The 16242-nt window shown below is 64.9% G+C and carries 14 protein-coding genes; 1 reads left to right on the top strand and 13 read right to left on the bottom strand.

What is annotated here, in order from left to right; all coding sequences use genetic code 11:
- Window positions 1-48: 48 nt before the first annotated feature.
- From hflC to ndk, 13 genes are all read right to left on the bottom strand, one after another.
- Window positions 49-951: a protease modulator HflC gene (gene hflC / locus BXA00_RS18440; protein ID WP_076519915.1), complete on the bottom strand. Its 903-nt coding sequence runs from the start codon at window positions 949-951 to the stop codon at window positions 49-51.
- An 18-nt stretch (window positions 952-969) separates the two neighbouring features.
- Window positions 970-2268 (bottom strand): FtsH protease activity modulator HflK, encoded by a 1299-nt coding sequence (hflK, locus tag BXA00_RS18435; protein ID WP_076519914.1) that lies wholly within the window; start codon window positions 2266-2268, stop codon window positions 970-972.
- The gene (gene hflX / locus BXA00_RS18430) at window positions 2234-3340 is read right to left on the bottom strand and encodes a GTPase HflX (RefSeq protein WP_076519913.1); all 1107 of its coding nucleotides are present in this window, start codon (window positions 3338-3340) and stop codon (window positions 2234-2236) included. The genes hflK and hflX overlap by 35 nt, the downstream gene beginning before the upstream one ends.
- A gap of 84 nt (window positions 3341-3424) precedes the next feature.
- Window positions 3425-3661 (bottom strand): RNA chaperone Hfq, encoded by a 237-nt coding sequence (gene hfq, locus BXA00_RS18425; RefSeq protein WP_006218585.1) that lies wholly within the window; start codon window positions 3659-3661, stop codon window positions 3425-3427.
- A gap of 157 nt (window positions 3662-3818) precedes the next feature.
- The gene (gene hisC, locus BXA00_RS18420) at window positions 3819-4892 is read right to left on the bottom strand and encodes a histidinol-phosphate transaminase (protein ID WP_076519912.1); all 1074 of its coding nucleotides are present in this window, start codon (window positions 4890-4892) and stop codon (window positions 3819-3821) included.
- A gap of 3 nt (window positions 4893-4895) precedes the next feature.
- Entirely contained in the window at window positions 4896-6248 is a 1353-nt protein-coding gene (gene der, locus BXA00_RS18415) for a ribosome biogenesis GTPase Der (RefSeq protein ID WP_076519911.1), read from the bottom strand.
- A 26-nt stretch (window positions 6249-6274) separates the two neighbouring features.
- The gene (gene bamB / locus BXA00_RS18410; RefSeq protein ID WP_076519910.1) at window positions 6275-7432 is read right to left on the bottom strand and encodes an outer membrane protein assembly factor BamB; all 1158 of its coding nucleotides are present in this window, start codon (window positions 7430-7432) and stop codon (window positions 6275-6277) included.
- 5 nt (window positions 7433-7437) lie between these two features.
- Window positions 7438-8076 (bottom strand): tetratricopeptide repeat protein, encoded by a 639-nt coding sequence (locus tag BXA00_RS18405; protein ID WP_076519909.1) that lies wholly within the window; start codon window positions 8074-8076, stop codon window positions 7438-7440.
- Window positions 8077-8079: 3 nt separating this feature from the next.
- The gene (gene hisS, locus BXA00_RS18400) at window positions 8080-9366 is read right to left on the bottom strand and encodes a histidine--tRNA ligase (RefSeq protein ID WP_156902824.1); all 1287 of its coding nucleotides are present in this window, start codon (window positions 9364-9366) and stop codon (window positions 8080-8082) included.
- 54 nt (window positions 9367-9420) lie between these two features.
- Window positions 9421-10707, bottom strand: a complete 1287-nt coding sequence (gene ispG / locus BXA00_RS18395; RefSeq protein WP_056315698.1) for a flavodoxin-dependent (E)-4-hydroxy-3-methylbut-2-enyl-diphosphate synthase — start codon at window positions 10705-10707, stop codon at window positions 9421-9423.
- A 14-nt stretch (window positions 10708-10721) separates the two neighbouring features.
- A complete protein-coding gene (locus BXA00_RS18390; RefSeq protein ID WP_076519907.1) occupies window positions 10722-11216 on the bottom strand; it encodes a RodZ family helix-turn-helix domain-containing protein in 495 nt (164 codons plus the stop codon).
- Entirely contained in the window at window positions 11213-12367 is a 1155-nt protein-coding gene (gene rlmN, locus BXA00_RS18385; protein ID WP_076519906.1) for a 23S rRNA (adenine(2503)-C(2))-methyltransferase RlmN, read from the bottom strand. Before rlmN ends, BXA00_RS18390 begins: the two co-directional genes overlap by 4 nt.
- Window positions 12368-12476: 109 nt before the next feature.
- On the bottom strand, window positions 12477-12902 hold the full coding sequence (gene ndk, locus BXA00_RS18380; RefSeq protein WP_076519905.1) for a nucleoside-diphosphate kinase: 426 nt from the start codon (window positions 12900-12902) through the stop codon (window positions 12477-12479).
- A gap of 422 nt (window positions 12903-13324) precedes the next feature.
- Here ndk and BXA00_RS18375 point away from each other — a divergent pair, with 422 nt between their 5' ends.
- Window positions 13325-16219 carry a valine--tRNA ligase gene (locus BXA00_RS18375; protein ID WP_076519904.1) on the top strand — a complete coding sequence of 965 codons (2895 nt, stop codon included), beginning with the start codon at window positions 13325-13327 and terminating at the stop codon, window positions 16217-16219.
- The last annotated feature ends 23 nt before the right edge of the window (window positions 16220-16242 follow it).

Here is a 16242-nt window from a genome sequence, read left to right as displayed (position 1 = left end):
CCAGGGGGCTTTTCGTGCCTGCGGCGCGTGGACGCTACCGCTTGCCTATCACTTGGCCGGCACGGTGACGGGCGCCAGCGCGGCGCCAGCCGGATCCTTCATGAACTGGAAGAAGCTGGAGCTGGGGTCGACCACCAGCACGTCGCCCGGCCTGGAGAACGAGGCGCGATAGGCTTCCAGGCTCTTGTAGTACGTGTAGAAGTCCGGGTTCTTGCCATAGGCCTGGGAGTAGATCGCTGCCGCAGCGGCATCGCCCTCACCCATGATGCCCTGAGCCTTGGCGTACGCCTGGGCGACGATGACTTCGCGTTGGCGGTCGGCTTCGGCGCGGATCTTCTCGCCTTCGGCGGCGCCGATGGAACGCAGCTCGTTGGCGACGCGCGTGCGTTCGGCCTCCATGCGGCGGTACACCGATTCCGAGATCTCAGGCGCGAACTCGATCCGGCGCAGGCGCACGTCGACGATCTGCACGCCAAGGGGCTCGGCGCGCTTGGCGACATTGGTCAGGATTTCCGCCATGATCTTGTCGCGCTCGGTGGAGACGACATCCCGCACCGTGCGCACGTTGACCGACGCGTTCAGCGCGTCGCGGATCTGTGCTTGCAGGCGCTCTTGCGCCGCACGCTCATTGCCGCCGAACGTCACGTAGAACAGGCGGGGATCCGCGATGCGCCACTTGACGTAGGAATCGATCAGGAGGTTTTTCTTTTCCGAGGTCTGGATACGCTCGGCTTCGTTGGTTTCGATGGTCAGAATGCGCTTGTCGAGCGTGACGACATTCTGGAACGGCGGCGGAAGCTTGAAATACAGGCCAGGTTCGCTGATGACCTTGCGGACCTCGCCGAGCGAGAACACCAGTGCGTAGTCGCGCTCGCGCACGACGAACACGCTGGAGGAAAGCAGGGCCAGCACGATGAGCAGGCCGACCAGGATGGGCATAAGACGATTCATGTTCGGGACTCCTCCGGATTAGCGCGACATACGGTCGCGGGGCAGCGTGTTGCTCGTGCTGCTGCCGGAAGGCTGCGGCGCCGGCGTGGCAGTGCCACGCGGAGGCTGGACAGGCGGAGAGACCAGAGCGGGCGAACCGGGATTGCCGACATTGGACTTGCCCCCGTCCTGAGCGGCCAGGTGCATGATCTTGTCCAGGGGCAGGTACAACATGTTGTTGTTGCTCTTGGTGTCGACCATGACCTTGCTGGCGCGCGTGAAGATGTCCTGCATGCTTTCCAGGTACATGCGCTGACGCATGACCAGGGGCGACTTCTCGTACTCGCCCAGGATGCTGGTGAAGCGCGACGTATTACCCTGCGCGTCGCCGACGACCTTGGCCTTGTAGCCTTCGGCCTGTTCGACCATGCGCGAGGCCTGGCCGCTTGCAAGCGGCACGACCTGGTTGGCGTAGGCTTGGCCTTCGTTGATCTGGCGCTCGCGATCCTGGCCCGCCTTGACGGCGTCGTCGAACGCGGCCTGGACCTGCTCGGGCGGCTGCACGTTCTGGATGGCGACGGTGCTGACCTGCACGCCGGTCTGGTAGCGATCCAGGATCTGCTGCATCAGCGCCTGCACCTGCGAGGCGACGGTCGTACGGCCTTCGTACAGCACGAAGTCCATGGACTGCTTGCCCACGACTTCGCGCATCGCGGTTTCGGAGGCCTGGCGGACGGATTCGTCCGGGTCGCGCGTCATGAAGAGGTAGTCAGGCGCGCCATCGGCGCGCAGACGGTACTGGACCACGAACTGCATGTCGACGATGTTCTCGTCCGTGGTGAGCATCAGCGCTTCGGGGAGGACCTTGTTGCGCGCACCGCCGCGGAAACCGACTTCGAACGTGCGCAGTTGCGACACGTTGACGATTTCATGGCTTTGGATCGGATACGGCAGGCGCCACTGGAAACCGGCTTGCGACGTGCTCTTGTATTTGCCGAATTGGGTCACGACCGCGACCTGGCCTTCTTGCACGATGTAGAAGCCGCTGGCCAGCCAGATGCCCGCCGCGACCAGGGCGATGACGCCCAGGCCGATGCGCGTGCCACGCGGGGAAGGCGGCGTCATGCCGCCACGATTGCCGGGCCGGTTGTTGCCGCCCCCGCCCTTGCGGCCGAACAGGTTGCCGATGCGATTATTGAAATCGCGCCAGACCTCGTCCAGGTCGGGTGGGCCGTCTCCGTCGCGCTGAGGCCGCTTGGGCGGCGGCTCGGAGCCATTGTTGTTTCCGCGACCCCAGCCGGGGTCATTCAGATTGAAGAGTTTGATAATTCGCGGCATTGTTTCCCACAATCTGTCCGGTCTCCGCAATTGCCCCGCGCAACGCGTCCAAACCGGCGCGCTCGGTGGCGCTTACAAATACTCGCGCAATCGTACCATGTGCATCGCGCTCGACCCGCGGTTCCAGTCCCGCCCGATCTATCTTGTTGTATACCAGAATGGTCGGAATCGCGGCAGCGCCGATTTCGGCGAGCACCTTGTTCACCTCGAAGATCTGCTCATCCCGTTGCGGACTGGCCGCATCCACCACATGCAGGAGCAGATCGGCGTGCACGGTTTCTTCAAGGGTGGCCCGGAAGGCGGCGATCAGGTTGTGGGGGAGGTCGCGGATGAAGCCGACCGTATCGGATATCACCACCGAACCCGCCCCTTCGACCCAGATGCGCCGCGTGGTCGTGTCCAGCGTGGCGAACAACTGGTCAGCGGCGTAGGCGTCTGCCCGGGTCAGGGCATTGAACAAGGTCGACTTGCCGGCGTTGGTATAGCCGACCAGCGACACCGACAGCGCCCCGCCCCGCGCGCGGGCGCGGCGTTGCGTGACGCGCTGGCGCTCGACCTTGTCCAGCCGCTCACGCAGCGTCTTGACCTTGGCGCCGATCATGCGGCGGTCCATTTCGAGCTGGGATTCGCCGGGGCCGCGCATGCCGATGCCGCCGCGCTGGCGCTCCAAGTGGCTCCACATGCGCGTCAGGCGCGTGGCCAGATGCTGGAGCTGCGCCAGTTCGACCTGCAGTTTCCCTTCGTGGCTCTTTGCGCGCAGCGCGAAGATGTCCAGGATGAGCGCAACGCGATCGACGACGCGCAGGTTGAAGGCGCGCTCGAGGTTGCGTTGCTGGGCCGGCGACAGGGGCTGGTCGAAAAGGACGATATCCGCAAGCAAAGCCTGCGCCATCGCAACCCCCTCGTCGGCTTTGCCCGAGCCGATGAAGAACTTGGCGTCGGGACGGTCCCGACGGGCGGTCAGGGTGCCGACGATTTCGGCGCCCGCACCCTTGGCCAGCATGGCGAATTCCTCGGCATGGGCCGTGAAGTCTGGGTCACCCAGATCCACGCTGATGATCAGAGCGCGCATACATGCACCATATTGGAGCCAAAGCGAAAATGCCCGCCGACGAGAACCGTCCGGCGGGCAATAAAAGGTAAAGCTGGAGCGAGATTACTCAGCAGGGACTTCCACTTGAAAATTGACGGCACGCGCGGGAACGACGGTGGAGATGGCGTGCTTGTAGACCATTTGGGTGACGGTATTGCGCAGCAACACGACGTACTGGTCGAAAGATTCGATTTGCCCTTGAAGCTTGATGCCGTTCACGAGATAGATCGACACGGGCACATGATCCTTGCGCAGCGTGTTGAGGAACGGATCTTGCAGAGTTTGCCCTTTATTGCTCATTGGCCAGGCTCCATTTGTTTGTTATTGAGTGGTGGCGTGCTTTTTGTACTGGTGGTGCACGCCGAAACACGTACTCTACAGGGTTTTCCCGGCCCGTGCTACTTGGCCGGGAAGCAAAAATGAGACCAGAGTTTTCCAGCCCAAACGCCCCTGAAAATCACGCCTTCAGTACCTGCGCAAGCGCTTCCAGCAGCAGGTCGCACTGCGTGTCGGTACCCACCGTGATGCGCAGGAACTGATCGATGCGCGCATGACGGAAATGTCGAACGATGATGCTGCGCTCGCGCAAGGCCGCGGCCAGCATCGCGGCGTCTTTCGAGGGGTGCCGCGCGAACACGAAGTTCGCGGCGGACGGCAGCACTTCGAAGCCCAGCGATTCCAGCCCCGTCGTCATGCGTGAGCGGGTTTCGATCACGGCGCAGCGGGTTTTCTCAAAGTACTCCGTATCTTCCAGGGCCGCTACTGCGCCGACGGATGCCAGCCGGTCGATGGGGTAGGAGTTGAAACTGTTCTTTACCCGCTCGAGTCCGTCGATCAGCGCGGCGCTGCCGACAGCGAACCCCACCCGCAGGCCCGCGAGCGAGCGGGACTTCGAGAGCGTCTGCACGACCAGCAGGTTGTCGTAGCGCGAGACCAGCGGGATGACCGATTCCGCGCCGAAATCCACGTAGGCTTCGTCGACGACGACCACCGTGTCGGGATTGCCGGCGACGATGCGTTCGACCTCGGCGGCGGCAAGCGCTCGGCCGGTGGGCGCGTTGGGATTCGGGAAGATGATGGCGCCCGCCTGTCCGTGGCGCGCGGGCAGGTAGTCTTCCACATCGATGCGGAAGTCCGCGGTGAGCGGCATCGTTTCGAAATCGATGCCGTACAGCCCGCAATACACCGGATAGAAGCTGTAGGTGATGTCCGGGAACCGCAGAGGCCGCTCATGCTTGAGCAGGGCCAGGAAAGCGTGCGCCAGGACTTCGTCGGAACCGTTGCCCACGAACACCTGCCCCGGCTGCACGCCGACGGTCGAGGCGATGGCCTGGCGCAGGCGATCGGAGGAAGGATCCGGATAAAGCTTGAGCGTGTCGTCGCAGGCCTCGCGGATCGCATCGAGCACCTTGGGCGAAGGCCCGTAAGGATGCTCGTTGGTGTTCAGCTTGACCAGGTTCTGAAGCTTGGGCTGCTCGCCCGGGACATAGGGACTGAGCGTCCCGACAACGGGACTCCAGAAACGGCTCATGGATCAGCTTTCCTGCGCGTAGGGGTTGTGCGAAGACTTGAATTCGATGCGCAGCGGCGTGCCGGCCAGGTCGAACGCATTGCGGAATCGCGTTTCGAGGTAGCGGCGGTACGAGTCGGGAATCGCGTCCAGCGCATTGCCGTGGATGACCACCAGCGGCGGGTTCTGGCCGCCCTGGTGCGCGTAGCGCATCTTGGGGCGGAAGATGCCCTTGCGGGGAGGCTGCTGCTGCTCGACCGCAAGCTGCAGCTCGCGCGTGAGCTTGGGCGTGGACAGCTTGGCGAACGCGGCGGCATGCGCGGCATTGATGGACTTGAGCAAAGGCTTGATGCCCTGCCCGCGCAGCGCGGAAATCGTGTGCACGCGCGCGAACGACAGGAAGCGCAGCTTGCGATTGAACTCGCGCTCGATGCGTTCCTTTTCTTCGCTGTCCAGGCCGTCCCACTTGTTGACGGCCACCACTACGGCGCGGCCGGTTTCCAGCACGAACCCGGCGATGTGCGCGTCCTGCTCGGAGATTTCGGTCTGCGCGTCCAGCATGAGCAGCACGACGTTGCTGGCTTCGATGGCCTGCAAGGTCTTGATGACGGAGAACTTTTCGACCGCCTCGAACACCTTGCCGCGCTTGCGCAGGCCGGCCGTGTCGATCAACGTGTAGCGCCGGCCGTCGCGGTCGAAATCGATTTCGATGGCGTCGCGCGTGGTGCCGGGCATGTCGAAGGCGATGACGCGCTCTTCGCCCAGGAAGGTGTTGATCAGCGTGGACTTGCCCACGTTCGGGCGACCGACGATTGCCAGCTTGATGCGGTGATCGTGCTCGCCTTCTTCGGCAGGCTCGGCTTCAGCGGGCGGTTCGGCCAGGTCCTTGAGCGCCAGCTCGATCAGGTCGACGATGCCGTCGCCGTGCGCCGCCGAAATGGGATAGGGCTGACCCAGGCCGAGCTCGTGGAACTCGGCGATGGCGGGCCCCAGGCCCATGCCTTCGGCCTTGTTCACGGCCAGCAGGACGCGTTGCTGGCCCGACTTGCGCAGGAGCTTGGCGATTTCGTGGTCGTGCGCATTGAGACCGGCCCGCGCGTCCACCAGGAACACGACGACGTCCGCCTCGGCGATGGCCTGGCGCGTCTGGCGGGCCATTTCCAGCAGGATGCCGTCCTTGGCGACGGGCTCGAAGCCGCCCGTATCGATGGCGATGAACGGAATATCGCCCACCCTGCCCTCGCCGTAATGGCGATCGCGGGTCAGGCCGGAATAATCGGCCACCAGCGCGGCGCGCGATCGCGTCAGGCGATTGAAAAGGGTCGATTTCCCCACATTGGGGCGGCCGACCAGGGCAACGACAGGCTTGAAAGACACGGTGTAAGGGTTTTGCTTTATGGGTTTCAGTTGGTGCCGATCATGACGAGATTGCCATTGCCCGTCTGGACCAGCACGCCTTGGGGGGTCGTTTGCGGCGGCGAAACGATGGCGCCTCCGCCCACGGACAGGCGCGCCATCAGGCTGCCGTCACTGCGCGACAGGAAGTGCATGTATCCGTCCAGATCGCCCACGGCCAGCGCTCCCCCCAGCATAGCCGGTGCGGTGAGCTGGCGGTTCTTCAGGGCGGCCTGTTTCCAGAGATTGCCCCCATTATCCAGCGCAAATGCGTTCACCACACTGTTCTGGTCGGCGGAATAGGCAAATCGGTCGTCCAGCGTAAGGCCGCTGACGCTGGAGAAGTCCTTCGCCCAGAGCGGACGGCCGCCGGCGGTGACGTCGAAGCAAACAATGCGTCCCTGATAGGCGACCGCGCACAGCAGGTTGCCGGCGATGCGCGGGGCGCCGACCACGTCGGTCAGCCGCTCCAGGTCGCTGGCGCCGCGGGGGGTGGCCACGGTGCCTTCCCATTGGACGTTGCCGCTGTTGGAAGCGATGGCCATGAGCTTGCCGCCGGGCAGGCCGGTGATGACCAGGCCTTCGGCCAGCACCATCTGCGACACGCTGCGCAAGGCGAGCGAGGGACCGGGGCGCTGCACGCTCCAGACGCGTTCGCCGCTGTTGGCGTCGAATGCCTGGATGCGATAGTCGCCGCTACGCACGACGACGATGCCATAGCCGACGACCGGGGGAATGCTGACGTCGCTGGTGGCGCGGACCTTCCACTTGACCTTGCCCGTGTCGTCGAAAGCGATGACGTCGCCATTGGGCGAGGCCACGGCGGTGGTGGTGCCGTCGCTGCCGGCGCCGGCGGACAACTTGCCGTCGACGTCAGCCTTCCAGATGACGCGGCCGCTCTGCAGATCGAACTTGCCCACGGAGCCGTCAGGCGTGGCGGCGTAGATGGCGTCCCCGAGCACGGTGGGCGCGAAACCCAGGCCCGAGCCGCTGCCGATCGACGTGGACCAGACCTGGCGCACGGACATGCCGGCCTTGTATTCGGTCAGGGGAGCGGGGTCGTAGCGGCCGTCGTCATGGGAAAACATGCCGCAACCGCCCAGGGCCAGCAGGCTGGCCAGCAAAACGGCGCCGCGCCACGTGCGGCCAGGTGCAAATTTACGCATTACAGTCACGCTCCGCTCAAGGCATCCAGTTTCAGTTGCACAACCTGGGTCAGGGGATTGGCCTGGCCCAGGCCATCGATGGCGCTCTGCCATGCCGCGCGGGCCTCGTCACGCTTGCCTTGCGCAGCCAGGACATCGCCACGGCGGTCGGCGAACAAGGCGGCAAAGGCTGCCGGCGGGTTGTTCAACTGCGCCAGGGCGGCATCGTATTGCTTCTGGTCCAGCATCATGCCCGCCAGGCGCAGGCGCGCCACGGCCTGCATGGACGGATTCTTGTTCTGGCCAGCCAGCCATTCGAGTTGTTCGCGCGCGCCGGCGTCATCTTTCTGGGCCTGCAGCGCCTGGGCCGCCACGAGGGCGCCGCGGGCGGCATAGCCGGTGTTCGGATATTTTTCGCGCAGCGTCGCGGCGGCAGTCTTGATGCGCACCGCGGAATCGGCGCCACCCAGGCGGGCCGCGTCTTCGAGGGCTTCGAAGTAACCCATGGCCTGGTTGGCGCGGTGCGATTCATACGCCTTCCAGCCCCACCAGCCGCCCCAGGCCAGGAGCACGACCGTCACCAGCGTGAGCACGAGCGTCCCGTAGCGGGCCCACCACGCCTTGATCGCGTCGAGTTTTTCCTGTTCTTCCAGATCGTATGCCATGCCTTAACCCTTGTTGTTCAATGCGTCGGCCAGCTTCGCCAGCGGCACCTGCTGCTGGGCCGCCTCGCCCTGTTCCTGCGCGCGCAGGAACTTGACGCTGGCGGTCTGCGTAGCCACTTCGTCGGCGCCAAGAATAACCGCAACGCGGGCGCCGCTGGCGTCCGCGCGCTTGAATTGCGACTTGAAGCCCGCCGATCCGGCATGCACGATGACCGACAGAGCCGCGTCGCGCAGGTCTTCGCCGACGCGCGCGGCCAGGCGCTGCGCCTCTTCGCCCTGGTGCACGACGTAGACATCGCACTCGGCGGGCGCGGCGATGTCGACGCTCTGTTCCCACAGGTCGAGCAGGCGTTCCATGCCGATGGCAAAGCCCACGGCGGGCGCCGGCTTGCCGCCCAGCAGTTCGACCAGGCCGTCGTAGCGGCCGCCGCCGCAGACCGTGCCCTGCGAGCCGAGGCGATCCGTGACCCACTCGAACACGGTGAGGTTGTAGTAGTCCAGGCCGCGAACCAGACGCGGATTCAGGCGGTACTCGATGCCGGCGTCGGTCAGGCGCTGGCACACGCCTTCGAAGTGCGCGCGGGATTCTTCGCCCAGGAAGTCGAACAGGCGCGGCGCGCTGTCGGCCATCTCCTGCATGGCGGGATTCTTCGTGTCCAGCACGCGCAGCGGGTTGCTGTACATGCGGCGCTGGCCGTCTTCGTCGAGGACGTCGCGGTGCTTTTCCAGATGCTGGATCAGGGCGGCGCGATGCGCGGCGCGCTCGGCGGGCTGGCCCAGCGAATTCAGTTCGAGGCGCACGTCCTTCAGGCCCAGCAGTTTCCAGAGACGGGCCAGCATGACGATGAGTTCCGCGTCCACGTCGGGACCGGCAAAGCCAAGCGCTTCGACGTCGATCTGGTGGAACTGGCGGTAGCGGCCGCGCTGCGGGCGCTCGTGGCGGAACACGGGGCCGATGGAGTAGACGCGCTGCGGGCGGTCGTAGAGCAGGTTGTGCTCGATGGAGGCGCGCACGATGCCCGCGGTCATCTCGGGGCGCATGGTCAGCGACTCGCCGTTGAGGGCGTCGGTGAACGTGTACATTTCTTTTTCGACGATGTCGGTGACTTCACCGATGCCGCGCGCGAACAGGCGCGTATGCTCAAGCACGGGCGTACGCACGTTGCGATAGCCATAGCCGCGCAGCCAGCCGCGCACGATTTCCTCGAATTGCTCCCAGCGGGCGCTCGCCCCCGGAAGCAGGTCATTCATGCCGCGTATCGCGGCGACTTTCTGGAAAGCTTGAGTCATCTTGATCATGCCGCGCCGCGCGCCGGGAAGCGCGCCAGCGGCTACACCCTTACTTTAGTGAGAGGCGAGCGCGCCATAGCGGCGCGCAACGTATTCTTCAACGATGGCCTGGAACTCTTCGGCGATATGGTCGCCCTTGAGCGTGACCGTCCGCTCGCCGTCGACGAATACCGGCGCGGCCGGCACTTCGCCGGTGCCCGGCAGGCTGATGCCGATGTCGGCGTGACGGCTTTCGCCCGGCCCATTGACCACACAGCCCATCACCGCGACGTTCATGCTCTCGACGCCGGGGTACTGCGTGCGCCACACGGGCATCTGCCGGCGCAGGAACGACTGAATGCTGTCGGCCAATTCCTGGAAGAACGTGCTGCTGGTGCGGCCGCAACCCGGGCAGGCGACGACCATGGGCGTGAAGGCGCGCAGGCCCATGGTCTGCAGGATTTCCTGCGCGACGATGGCTTCGCGGCTGCGCTCGCCGCCCGGTTCGGGCGTGAGCGAAATGCGGATGGTGTCGCCGATGCCCTGCTGCAGCAGCACGGCCAGCGCGGCCGTGGAAGCCACGATGCCCTTGCTGCCCATGCCGGCTTCGGTCAGGCCCAGATGGAGCGGGTAGTCGCAGCGGGCGGACAGGTCGCGATAGACGGCGATCAGGTCCTGGACGTGGCTGACCTTGCACGACAGGATGATGGCGTCGCGCCGCAGGCCGAGTTCTTCGGCGCGCTGGGCATTGCTGATGGCCGACACGACCAGCGCGTCGCGCATGACGGCTTGCGCTTCCCACGGCTGGGCGCGACGGCTGTTTTCGTCCATCTTGCGCGCCATGAGTTCGTGATCGAGGCTGCCCCAGTTGACGCCGATGCGCACCGGCTTGTCATAGCGGCAGGCGACTTCGATCATTTGCGCGAAGTTATCGTCGCGGCGTTTGCCGCCGCCCATGTTGCCGGGGTTGATGCGGTACTTGGACAGCGCCTGGGCGCACTCCGGGAATTGCGTCAGCAGCTTGTGGCCGTTGTAGTGGAAGTCCCCTACCAGCGGCACGTTCACGCCCATGCGGTCGAGCTGTTCACGGATGGCGACGACTTCGCGGGCCGCCTCGGGCGTGTTCACCGTGATGCGCACCAGTTCGGAGCCGGCCTGGGCCAACTCTTTGACCTGGATGGCGGTGGCGATGGCGTCCGCGGTGTCGGTGTTGGTCATGGACTGGACCACGACCGGGGCGTCGCCGCCCACGGTGACGACGCGATCGCCCCACTTCACCGCGACGGAGCGCGTGGCGCGGCGCGCCGCAGCCCCCACCGGGGGAGGCGGCGCATCCTGGCAAGGCAGAGAAGAATCTTGCATCGGGTGGAACCGGGTTACTTGGTCGGTTTGGGCAGCCAGTCGGCCGGCAGCCAGTGCTGCGGCAACCAGCCTTGCCAGAAGGCATACGCCACGCCAGCGGCCAGCACCAGCACGATGGCGATGAGCCATCCCCAGGACGTCGTGGACGAGCGGTCGTCGTCGGCGCTGGATTGCGGAATGGAATGCGCCGAGTGCAGAGAACTCGGGCTCAGCTTGGCCGGGCCGGTGGCGCGGGCCTTGGGATCGAGCGAATCGACGATGGCCTGCGCATCGGCGCCCAGCAGGCGCGCGTAGTTGCGGACCAGGCCGCGCAAGGAAACGCCGGTGGGCAGGTTGTCCCACTGCTCGTTTTCAAGGGCTTCGATCTGCTTGGTGGAAAACTTGATGCGGCTGGACACTTCGTCGAGCGACCAGCCCTTGGACTGGCGCAAGCCGCGCAATGCGGCGCCCACGCTGCCCGAGGCGCCGGCGGACGGTTCGGAAACTGCAGAAGCGATATCCTGCGTCATGCGTGCACCTGTCTGATTGGTATGGTCTGGCGCTGTGCGGCGTTGCGCTCGGTGATCCGAGTGCGGTCGCGCACCTCTCCGGCCAGTTGGCCGCAAGCCGCATCGATGTCGTCGCCCCGGGTCTTGCGGACCGTCGTGATGATGCCGGCGTCCATGAGACGCTGGGCAAACACTTTCACCCGCGCCGAGCTCGAGCGCTTCAGGCCGGACGCGGGGAAGGGGTTGAACGGGATCAGGTTGAGCTTGCAGCGCACCTGGCGTGCAATGTGGATCAGTTCCTTGGCGTGCTGGTCGGTGTCGTTGATGCCGTCCAGCATGCAGTATTCAAATGTGATGAAGTCGCGCGGGGCGAACGCCAGGTAGCGTTCGCAAGCGGCCAGCAACTCCTTCAGCGGGTACTTCTTGTTCAGCGGCACCAGTTCGTCGCGCAGCGCGTCGTTGGGCGCGTGCAGCGATACGGCCAGCGCCACGGGACAGTCCTGCGACAGGCGGTCCATCATGGGGACCACGCCGGAGGTGGACACCGTGACGCGGCGGCGCGACAGGCCATAGGCGTTGTCGTCAAGCATGAGACGCAGGGCCGGCAGGACCTGGTCGTAGTTGAGCAGGGGTTCGCCCATGCCCATCATGACGACGTTGCTGATGACGCGGGTGTCTTCGGTGGCGCGGGCGCCTTCCAGGCGGGCGGTGCCGATATCGGCTTCGAGCACGCGCTTGGCCCACCACAACTGGCCGATGATCTCGCTGGTCTTCAGGTTGCGGTTGAAGCCCTGGTGCCCGGTCGAGCAGAAGCGGCAGTTCACCACGCAGCCAGCCTGGCTGGAAATGCACAGCGTGCCGCGGTCGTCTTCGGGAATGAAGACGGTTTCGATGGCATTGCCCTGCCCCACGTCGAACAGCCACTTGCGGGTGCCGTCGGTCGAGCGCTGCTCGATGTTGACGGGCAGCGCCTCAATGCGGCAGTGCGCGGCCAGTTGGCCGCGGAATTCGCGGGCCAGGTCGGTCATGGCGTCGAACGAATCGGCGCCGCGCTGGTGCATCCAGCGCTGCAACTGGCGGGCACGAAACGGCTTGCCGCCCCACTGTCCGACCAGTTCGGACAGGGCGGAGCTGTCCAGCCCCAGCAGATTGATTCGTTCGACGGATTCCATAACCAGGTAAAACCAAAACAGAAGCTAGAGCTAAAGCCAGAGCCAAGACAAAGACTGACGCCGAGGCCTGGACTGAAGCTGAAGCGATCTCAACAACTCAAGCCAAAAATCAACGGCTGTGGATGTTGATTTCGGGGAAGAAGAAAGCCACTTCGACGGCAGCCGTTTCCGGGGCATCCGAGCCGTGGACGGCGTTGGCGTCGATGCTGTCGGCGAAGTCGGCGCGGATGGTGCCCGGGGCGGCCTTCTTGGGGTCGGTGGCGCCCATCAGGTCGCGGTTCTTCTGGATGGCGTCTTCGCCTTCCAGGACTTGCACGAACACGGGGCCCGAGATCATGAAGTCGACCAGGTCCTTGAAGAAGGGGCGTTCCTTGTGCACGGCGTAGAAACGCTCGGCGTCGGCGCGCGACAGCTGGGCCAGGCGGGCGGCGATGACCTTCAGGCCGGCTTGCTCGAAACGGCCGACGATCTGGCCGATCACGTTCTTGGCGACGGCGTCGGGCTTGATGATCGAGAGGGTGCGTTGGATGGACATAAAAGACTCCGAAAACTGATTTCTGACGGGTTTCTAGTTAATTGCCTGGCGGGGCTCTGCGCTTGGCGATGCCGCCCTTCGATGCCACCGTTCGGTGCCGTCTACGAGCGTGTCGCGCCCTTGGCGCGCAGGCGATCCGAAACGAATGGGTGCCTCGGGCCGCTCTGTTCCACCTACCAGGACAGGATTCGACACTGCCGACCTGTCGGAGGCGTCCCGGATTGCCTGCGGGATTCCGGATGCGGGTGAATCTGGACGATTCTGCGCGCATTTCCGAAGGAATCCTCAATGAATTCAGGGACTTCTAAAAGGTTTACAGTAACCCGGTATTCTAACACGCTGAGAAGACCGCATTACATCTTAAAATGAGCGGTTTGCTGCCCGCGTCCTATCCGGGCGCCCCTGTCTGCCGGAACTTAGTAATGACTCAAGCTGCTCCCCCGAACGCCGCGCCCATCGCCGGCGAAACCCCGGAACTCTCCAAGAGCTTCGAACCCTCCGAACTGGAATCCCGCTGGTATGCCGAGTGGGACAAGCGCGGCTACTTCGCCGGCGGCCAGCACGTAGAAACGGGGACGGAAAGCCAGCCCTACGTCATCCAGTTCCCGCCGCCCAACGTGACCGGCACGCTGCACATGGGCCACGCGTTCAACCAGACCATCATGGACGGGCTGATCCGCTACCACCGCATGTCCGGCGACGACACCGTGTTCATCCCGGGCACCGACCACGCCGGCATCGCCACGCAGATCGTCGTTGAAAGACAGCTCGACGCGCAAAAGGTTTCGCGCCACGACCTGGGCCGCGAAAAGTTCGTCGAGAAAGTGTGGGAATGGAAGGAAAAATCCGGCAGCGCCATCACCGAGCAGGTGCGCCGCCTGGGCGCGTCAGCCGACTGGCCGCGCGAGTACTTCACCATGGACGAGCGCATGTCGCGCGGCGTGGTGGAAACCTTTGTCCGCCTGCATAAACAGGGACTGATCTACCGCGGCAAGCGCCTGGTCAACTGGGACCCCAAGCTGCTGACGGCCGTTTCCGACCTGGAAGTCCAGTCCGAAGAGACCGATGGCCACATGTGGCACATCCTCTACCCCTTTGTCGATGGCCCGCAAACCATCGTCGACAAGGACGGTCAGACGGTCACGCTGCGCGGCATGACTATCGCCACCACCCGCCCCGAGACCATGCTGGCCGACGGCGCCCTGTGCGTCCACCCCGACGATCCCCGTTACAAGCACCTGGTCGGCAAGGAAGTCGAACTGCCGCTGTGCGACCGCAACATTCCCATCATCGCCGACGATTTTGTCGACCCGGCCTTCGGCACGGGCTGCGTGAAGATCACCGGCGCGCATGATTTCAACGACTACGCCTGCGCGATGCGCCACGATCTGCCGCTGATCGTGATCTTCACGCTGGACGCGCACATCAACGAGAACGGCCCAAAGCAGTTCCAGGGCATGGAACGCTACGAGGCGCGCAAGGCCGTTGTTGCGCAACTGGAAGCCGAAGGCTATCTGGTCAAGGTCGAGCCGCACAAGATGATGCAGCCCAAGGGCGACCGCACCGGCGTCGTGCTGGAGCCCATGCTGACCGATCAGTGGTTCGTGGCCATGAGCAAGCCCGCGCCGGAAGGCACGCTGAATCCCGGCAAGAGCATCACCGAGGTCGCGCTGGAAGTCGTGGCCGACGGCCGCATCCAGTTCTACCCCGAGAACTGGACCACCATCTACAACCAGTGGCTCAACAACATCCAGGATTGGTGCATTTCGCGCCAACTCTGGTGGGGCCACCAGATTCCGGCGTGGTATTCGGAAGACGGCCAGGTGTTCGTCGCCCACGACGAAGCCGAAGCCATCGAACAGGCCCGCGCCGCCGGCGTGTCGGGCCCGCTCACGCGCGATCCGGACGTGCTGGACACCTGGTTCTCGTCGGGCCTGGTGCCCTTCACCACGCTGGGCTGGCCGGAAAACACGCCGGACCTGCAGCGCTATCTGCCTTCCAGCGTCCTGGTCACGGGCTTTGACATCATCTTCTTCTGGGTGGCGCGCATGGTCATGCTGACCACGCACATGACCGGCCAGATTCCGTTCAAGCACGTCTATGTGCACGGTTTGATCCGCGACGCCGACGGCCAGAAGATGAGCAAATCCAAGGGCAACACGCTGGACCCGGTGGACCTGATCGACGGCATCGACCTGGACGGCCTGGTGGCCAAGCGCACCTACGGCCTGATGAACCCCAAGCAGGCCGGCGCGATCGAAAAAGCGACACGCCGCCAGTATCCGGACGGCATCCCCGCCTACGGCACCGACGCGCTGCGCTTCACGATGGCCGCCTACGCCACGCTGGGCCGCAACATCAATTTCGACCTCAAGCGTTGCGAGGGCTACCGCAACTTCTGCAACAAGCTGTGGAACGCCACGCGCTTCGTGCTGATGAACACCGAAGGCCACGACCTGACGGTGGCGGACGCCGGCGAGCTGTCCTTCGTCGACCGCTGGATCGTCAGCCAGATGCAGACCCTGGAAGCCGACGTGGCGCGCGGTTTTGCCGACTACCGCTTCGACAACATCGCCAACGCGCTCTACCGCTACGTGTGGGACGAGTACTGCGACTGGTACCTGGAACTGGCCAAGGTGCAGATCCAGACCGGCACGCCGGCCCAGCAACTCGGCACGCGCCGCACGCTGATCCGCGTGCTGGAATGCGTGCTGCGCCTGGCCCATCCGATCATTCCGTTCATCACGGAAGAGCTGTGGCAGAAGGTGTCCGTCGTGGCGGGCAAGCGCAAGGAAGGCGTCGCCGACAGCGTCAGCGTGCAGCCCTATCCGAAGGCCAACCCGCAAGCCGTGGACGCGGCCGCCGAGGCCGCGGTGGCCGAACTGAAGGCGCAGGTCGAGGCCGTCCGTGCGCTGCGCGGCGAGATGAACCTGTCGCCCGCCCAGAAGGTGCCGCTGTGCGCCCAGGGCGACGCACCCATGCTGACCCGCAACGCGCCGTACCTGGCCGCGCTGGCCAAGCTGAGCCAGGTTGAGGTGCTGGACGCCCTGCCCGACGCCGGCGCCCCCGTGCAGGTCGTGGGTTCCAGCCGCCTGATGCTGCACGTTGAAGTCGACGTGGCGGCCGAGCGTGTGCGCCTGGACAAGGAAATCGCGCGCCTGACCGGCGAGATCGCCAAGGCCCAGGGCAAGCTGTCCAACGCCAGCTTCGTCGAACGCGCTCCCGCGGCCGTGGTCGAACAGGAGAAGGCGCGCATGGCGCAGTTTGGCGAGACCCTGCAGAAGGTGCAGGAGCAGCGCGCCAAGCTGGGGGACTGATCTCCGCTTCGCTCGCAGCAACC

Origin of the sequence: Achromobacter sp. MFA1 R4 (genome assembly GCF_900156745.1) — a bacterium.
Lineage (GTDB): Bacteria > Pseudomonadota > Gammaproteobacteria > Burkholderiales > Burkholderiaceae_B > Achromobacter.
This window is presented reverse-complemented; position numbering and strand designations above follow the sequence as displayed.

Excerpts from the sequence above, each read along its gene's own strand:
- rlmN (WP_076519906.1), bottom strand. The coding sequence starts at position 12,367 with ATGGAATCCGTCGAACGAATCAATCTGCTGGGGCTGGACAGCTCCGCC.
- hflC (WP_076519915.1), bottom strand. The coding sequence starts at position 951 with ATGAATCGTCTTATGCCCATCCTGGTCGGCCTGCTCATCGTGCTGGCC.
- hisC (WP_076519912.1), bottom strand. The coding sequence starts at position 4,892 with ATGAGCCGTTTCTGGAGTCCCGTTGTCGGGACGCTCAGTCCCTATGTC.
- hisS (WP_156902824.1), bottom strand. The coding sequence starts at position 9,366 with ATGACTCAAGCTTTCCAGAAAGTCGCCGCGATACGCGGCATGAATGAC.
- BXA00_RS18375 (WP_076519904.1), top strand. The coding sequence starts at position 13,325 with ATGACTCAAGCTGCTCCCCCGAACGCCGCGCCCATCGCCGGCGAAACC.
- hflK (WP_076519914.1), bottom strand. The coding sequence starts at position 2,268 with ATGCCGCGAATTATCAAACTCTTCAATCTGAATGACCCCGGCTGGGGT.
- bamB (WP_076519910.1), bottom strand. The coding sequence starts at position 7,432 with ATGCGTAAATTTGCACCTGGCCGCACGTGGCGCGGCGCCGTTTTGCTG.
- BXA00_RS18405 (WP_076519909.1), bottom strand. The coding sequence starts at position 8,076 with ATGGCATACGATCTGGAAGAACAGGAAAAACTCGACGCGATCAAGGCG.
- hfq (WP_006218585.1), bottom strand. The coding sequence starts at position 3,661 with ATGAGCAATAAAGGGCAAACTCTGCAAGATCCGTTCCTCAACACGCTG.
- BXA00_RS18390 (WP_076519907.1), bottom strand. The coding sequence starts at position 11,216 with ATGACGCAGGATATCGCTTCTGCAGTTTCCGAACCGTCCGCCGGCGCC.
- hflX (WP_076519913.1), bottom strand. The coding sequence starts at position 3,340 with ATGCGCGCTCTGATCATCAGCGTGGATCTGGGTGACCCAGACTTCACG.
- ispG (WP_056315698.1), bottom strand. The coding sequence starts at position 10,707 with ATGCAAGATTCTTCTCTGCCTTGCCAGGATGCGCCGCCTCCCCCGGTG.
- ndk (WP_076519905.1), bottom strand. The coding sequence starts at position 12,902 with ATGTCCATCCAACGCACCCTCTCGATCATCAAGCCCGACGCCGTCGCC.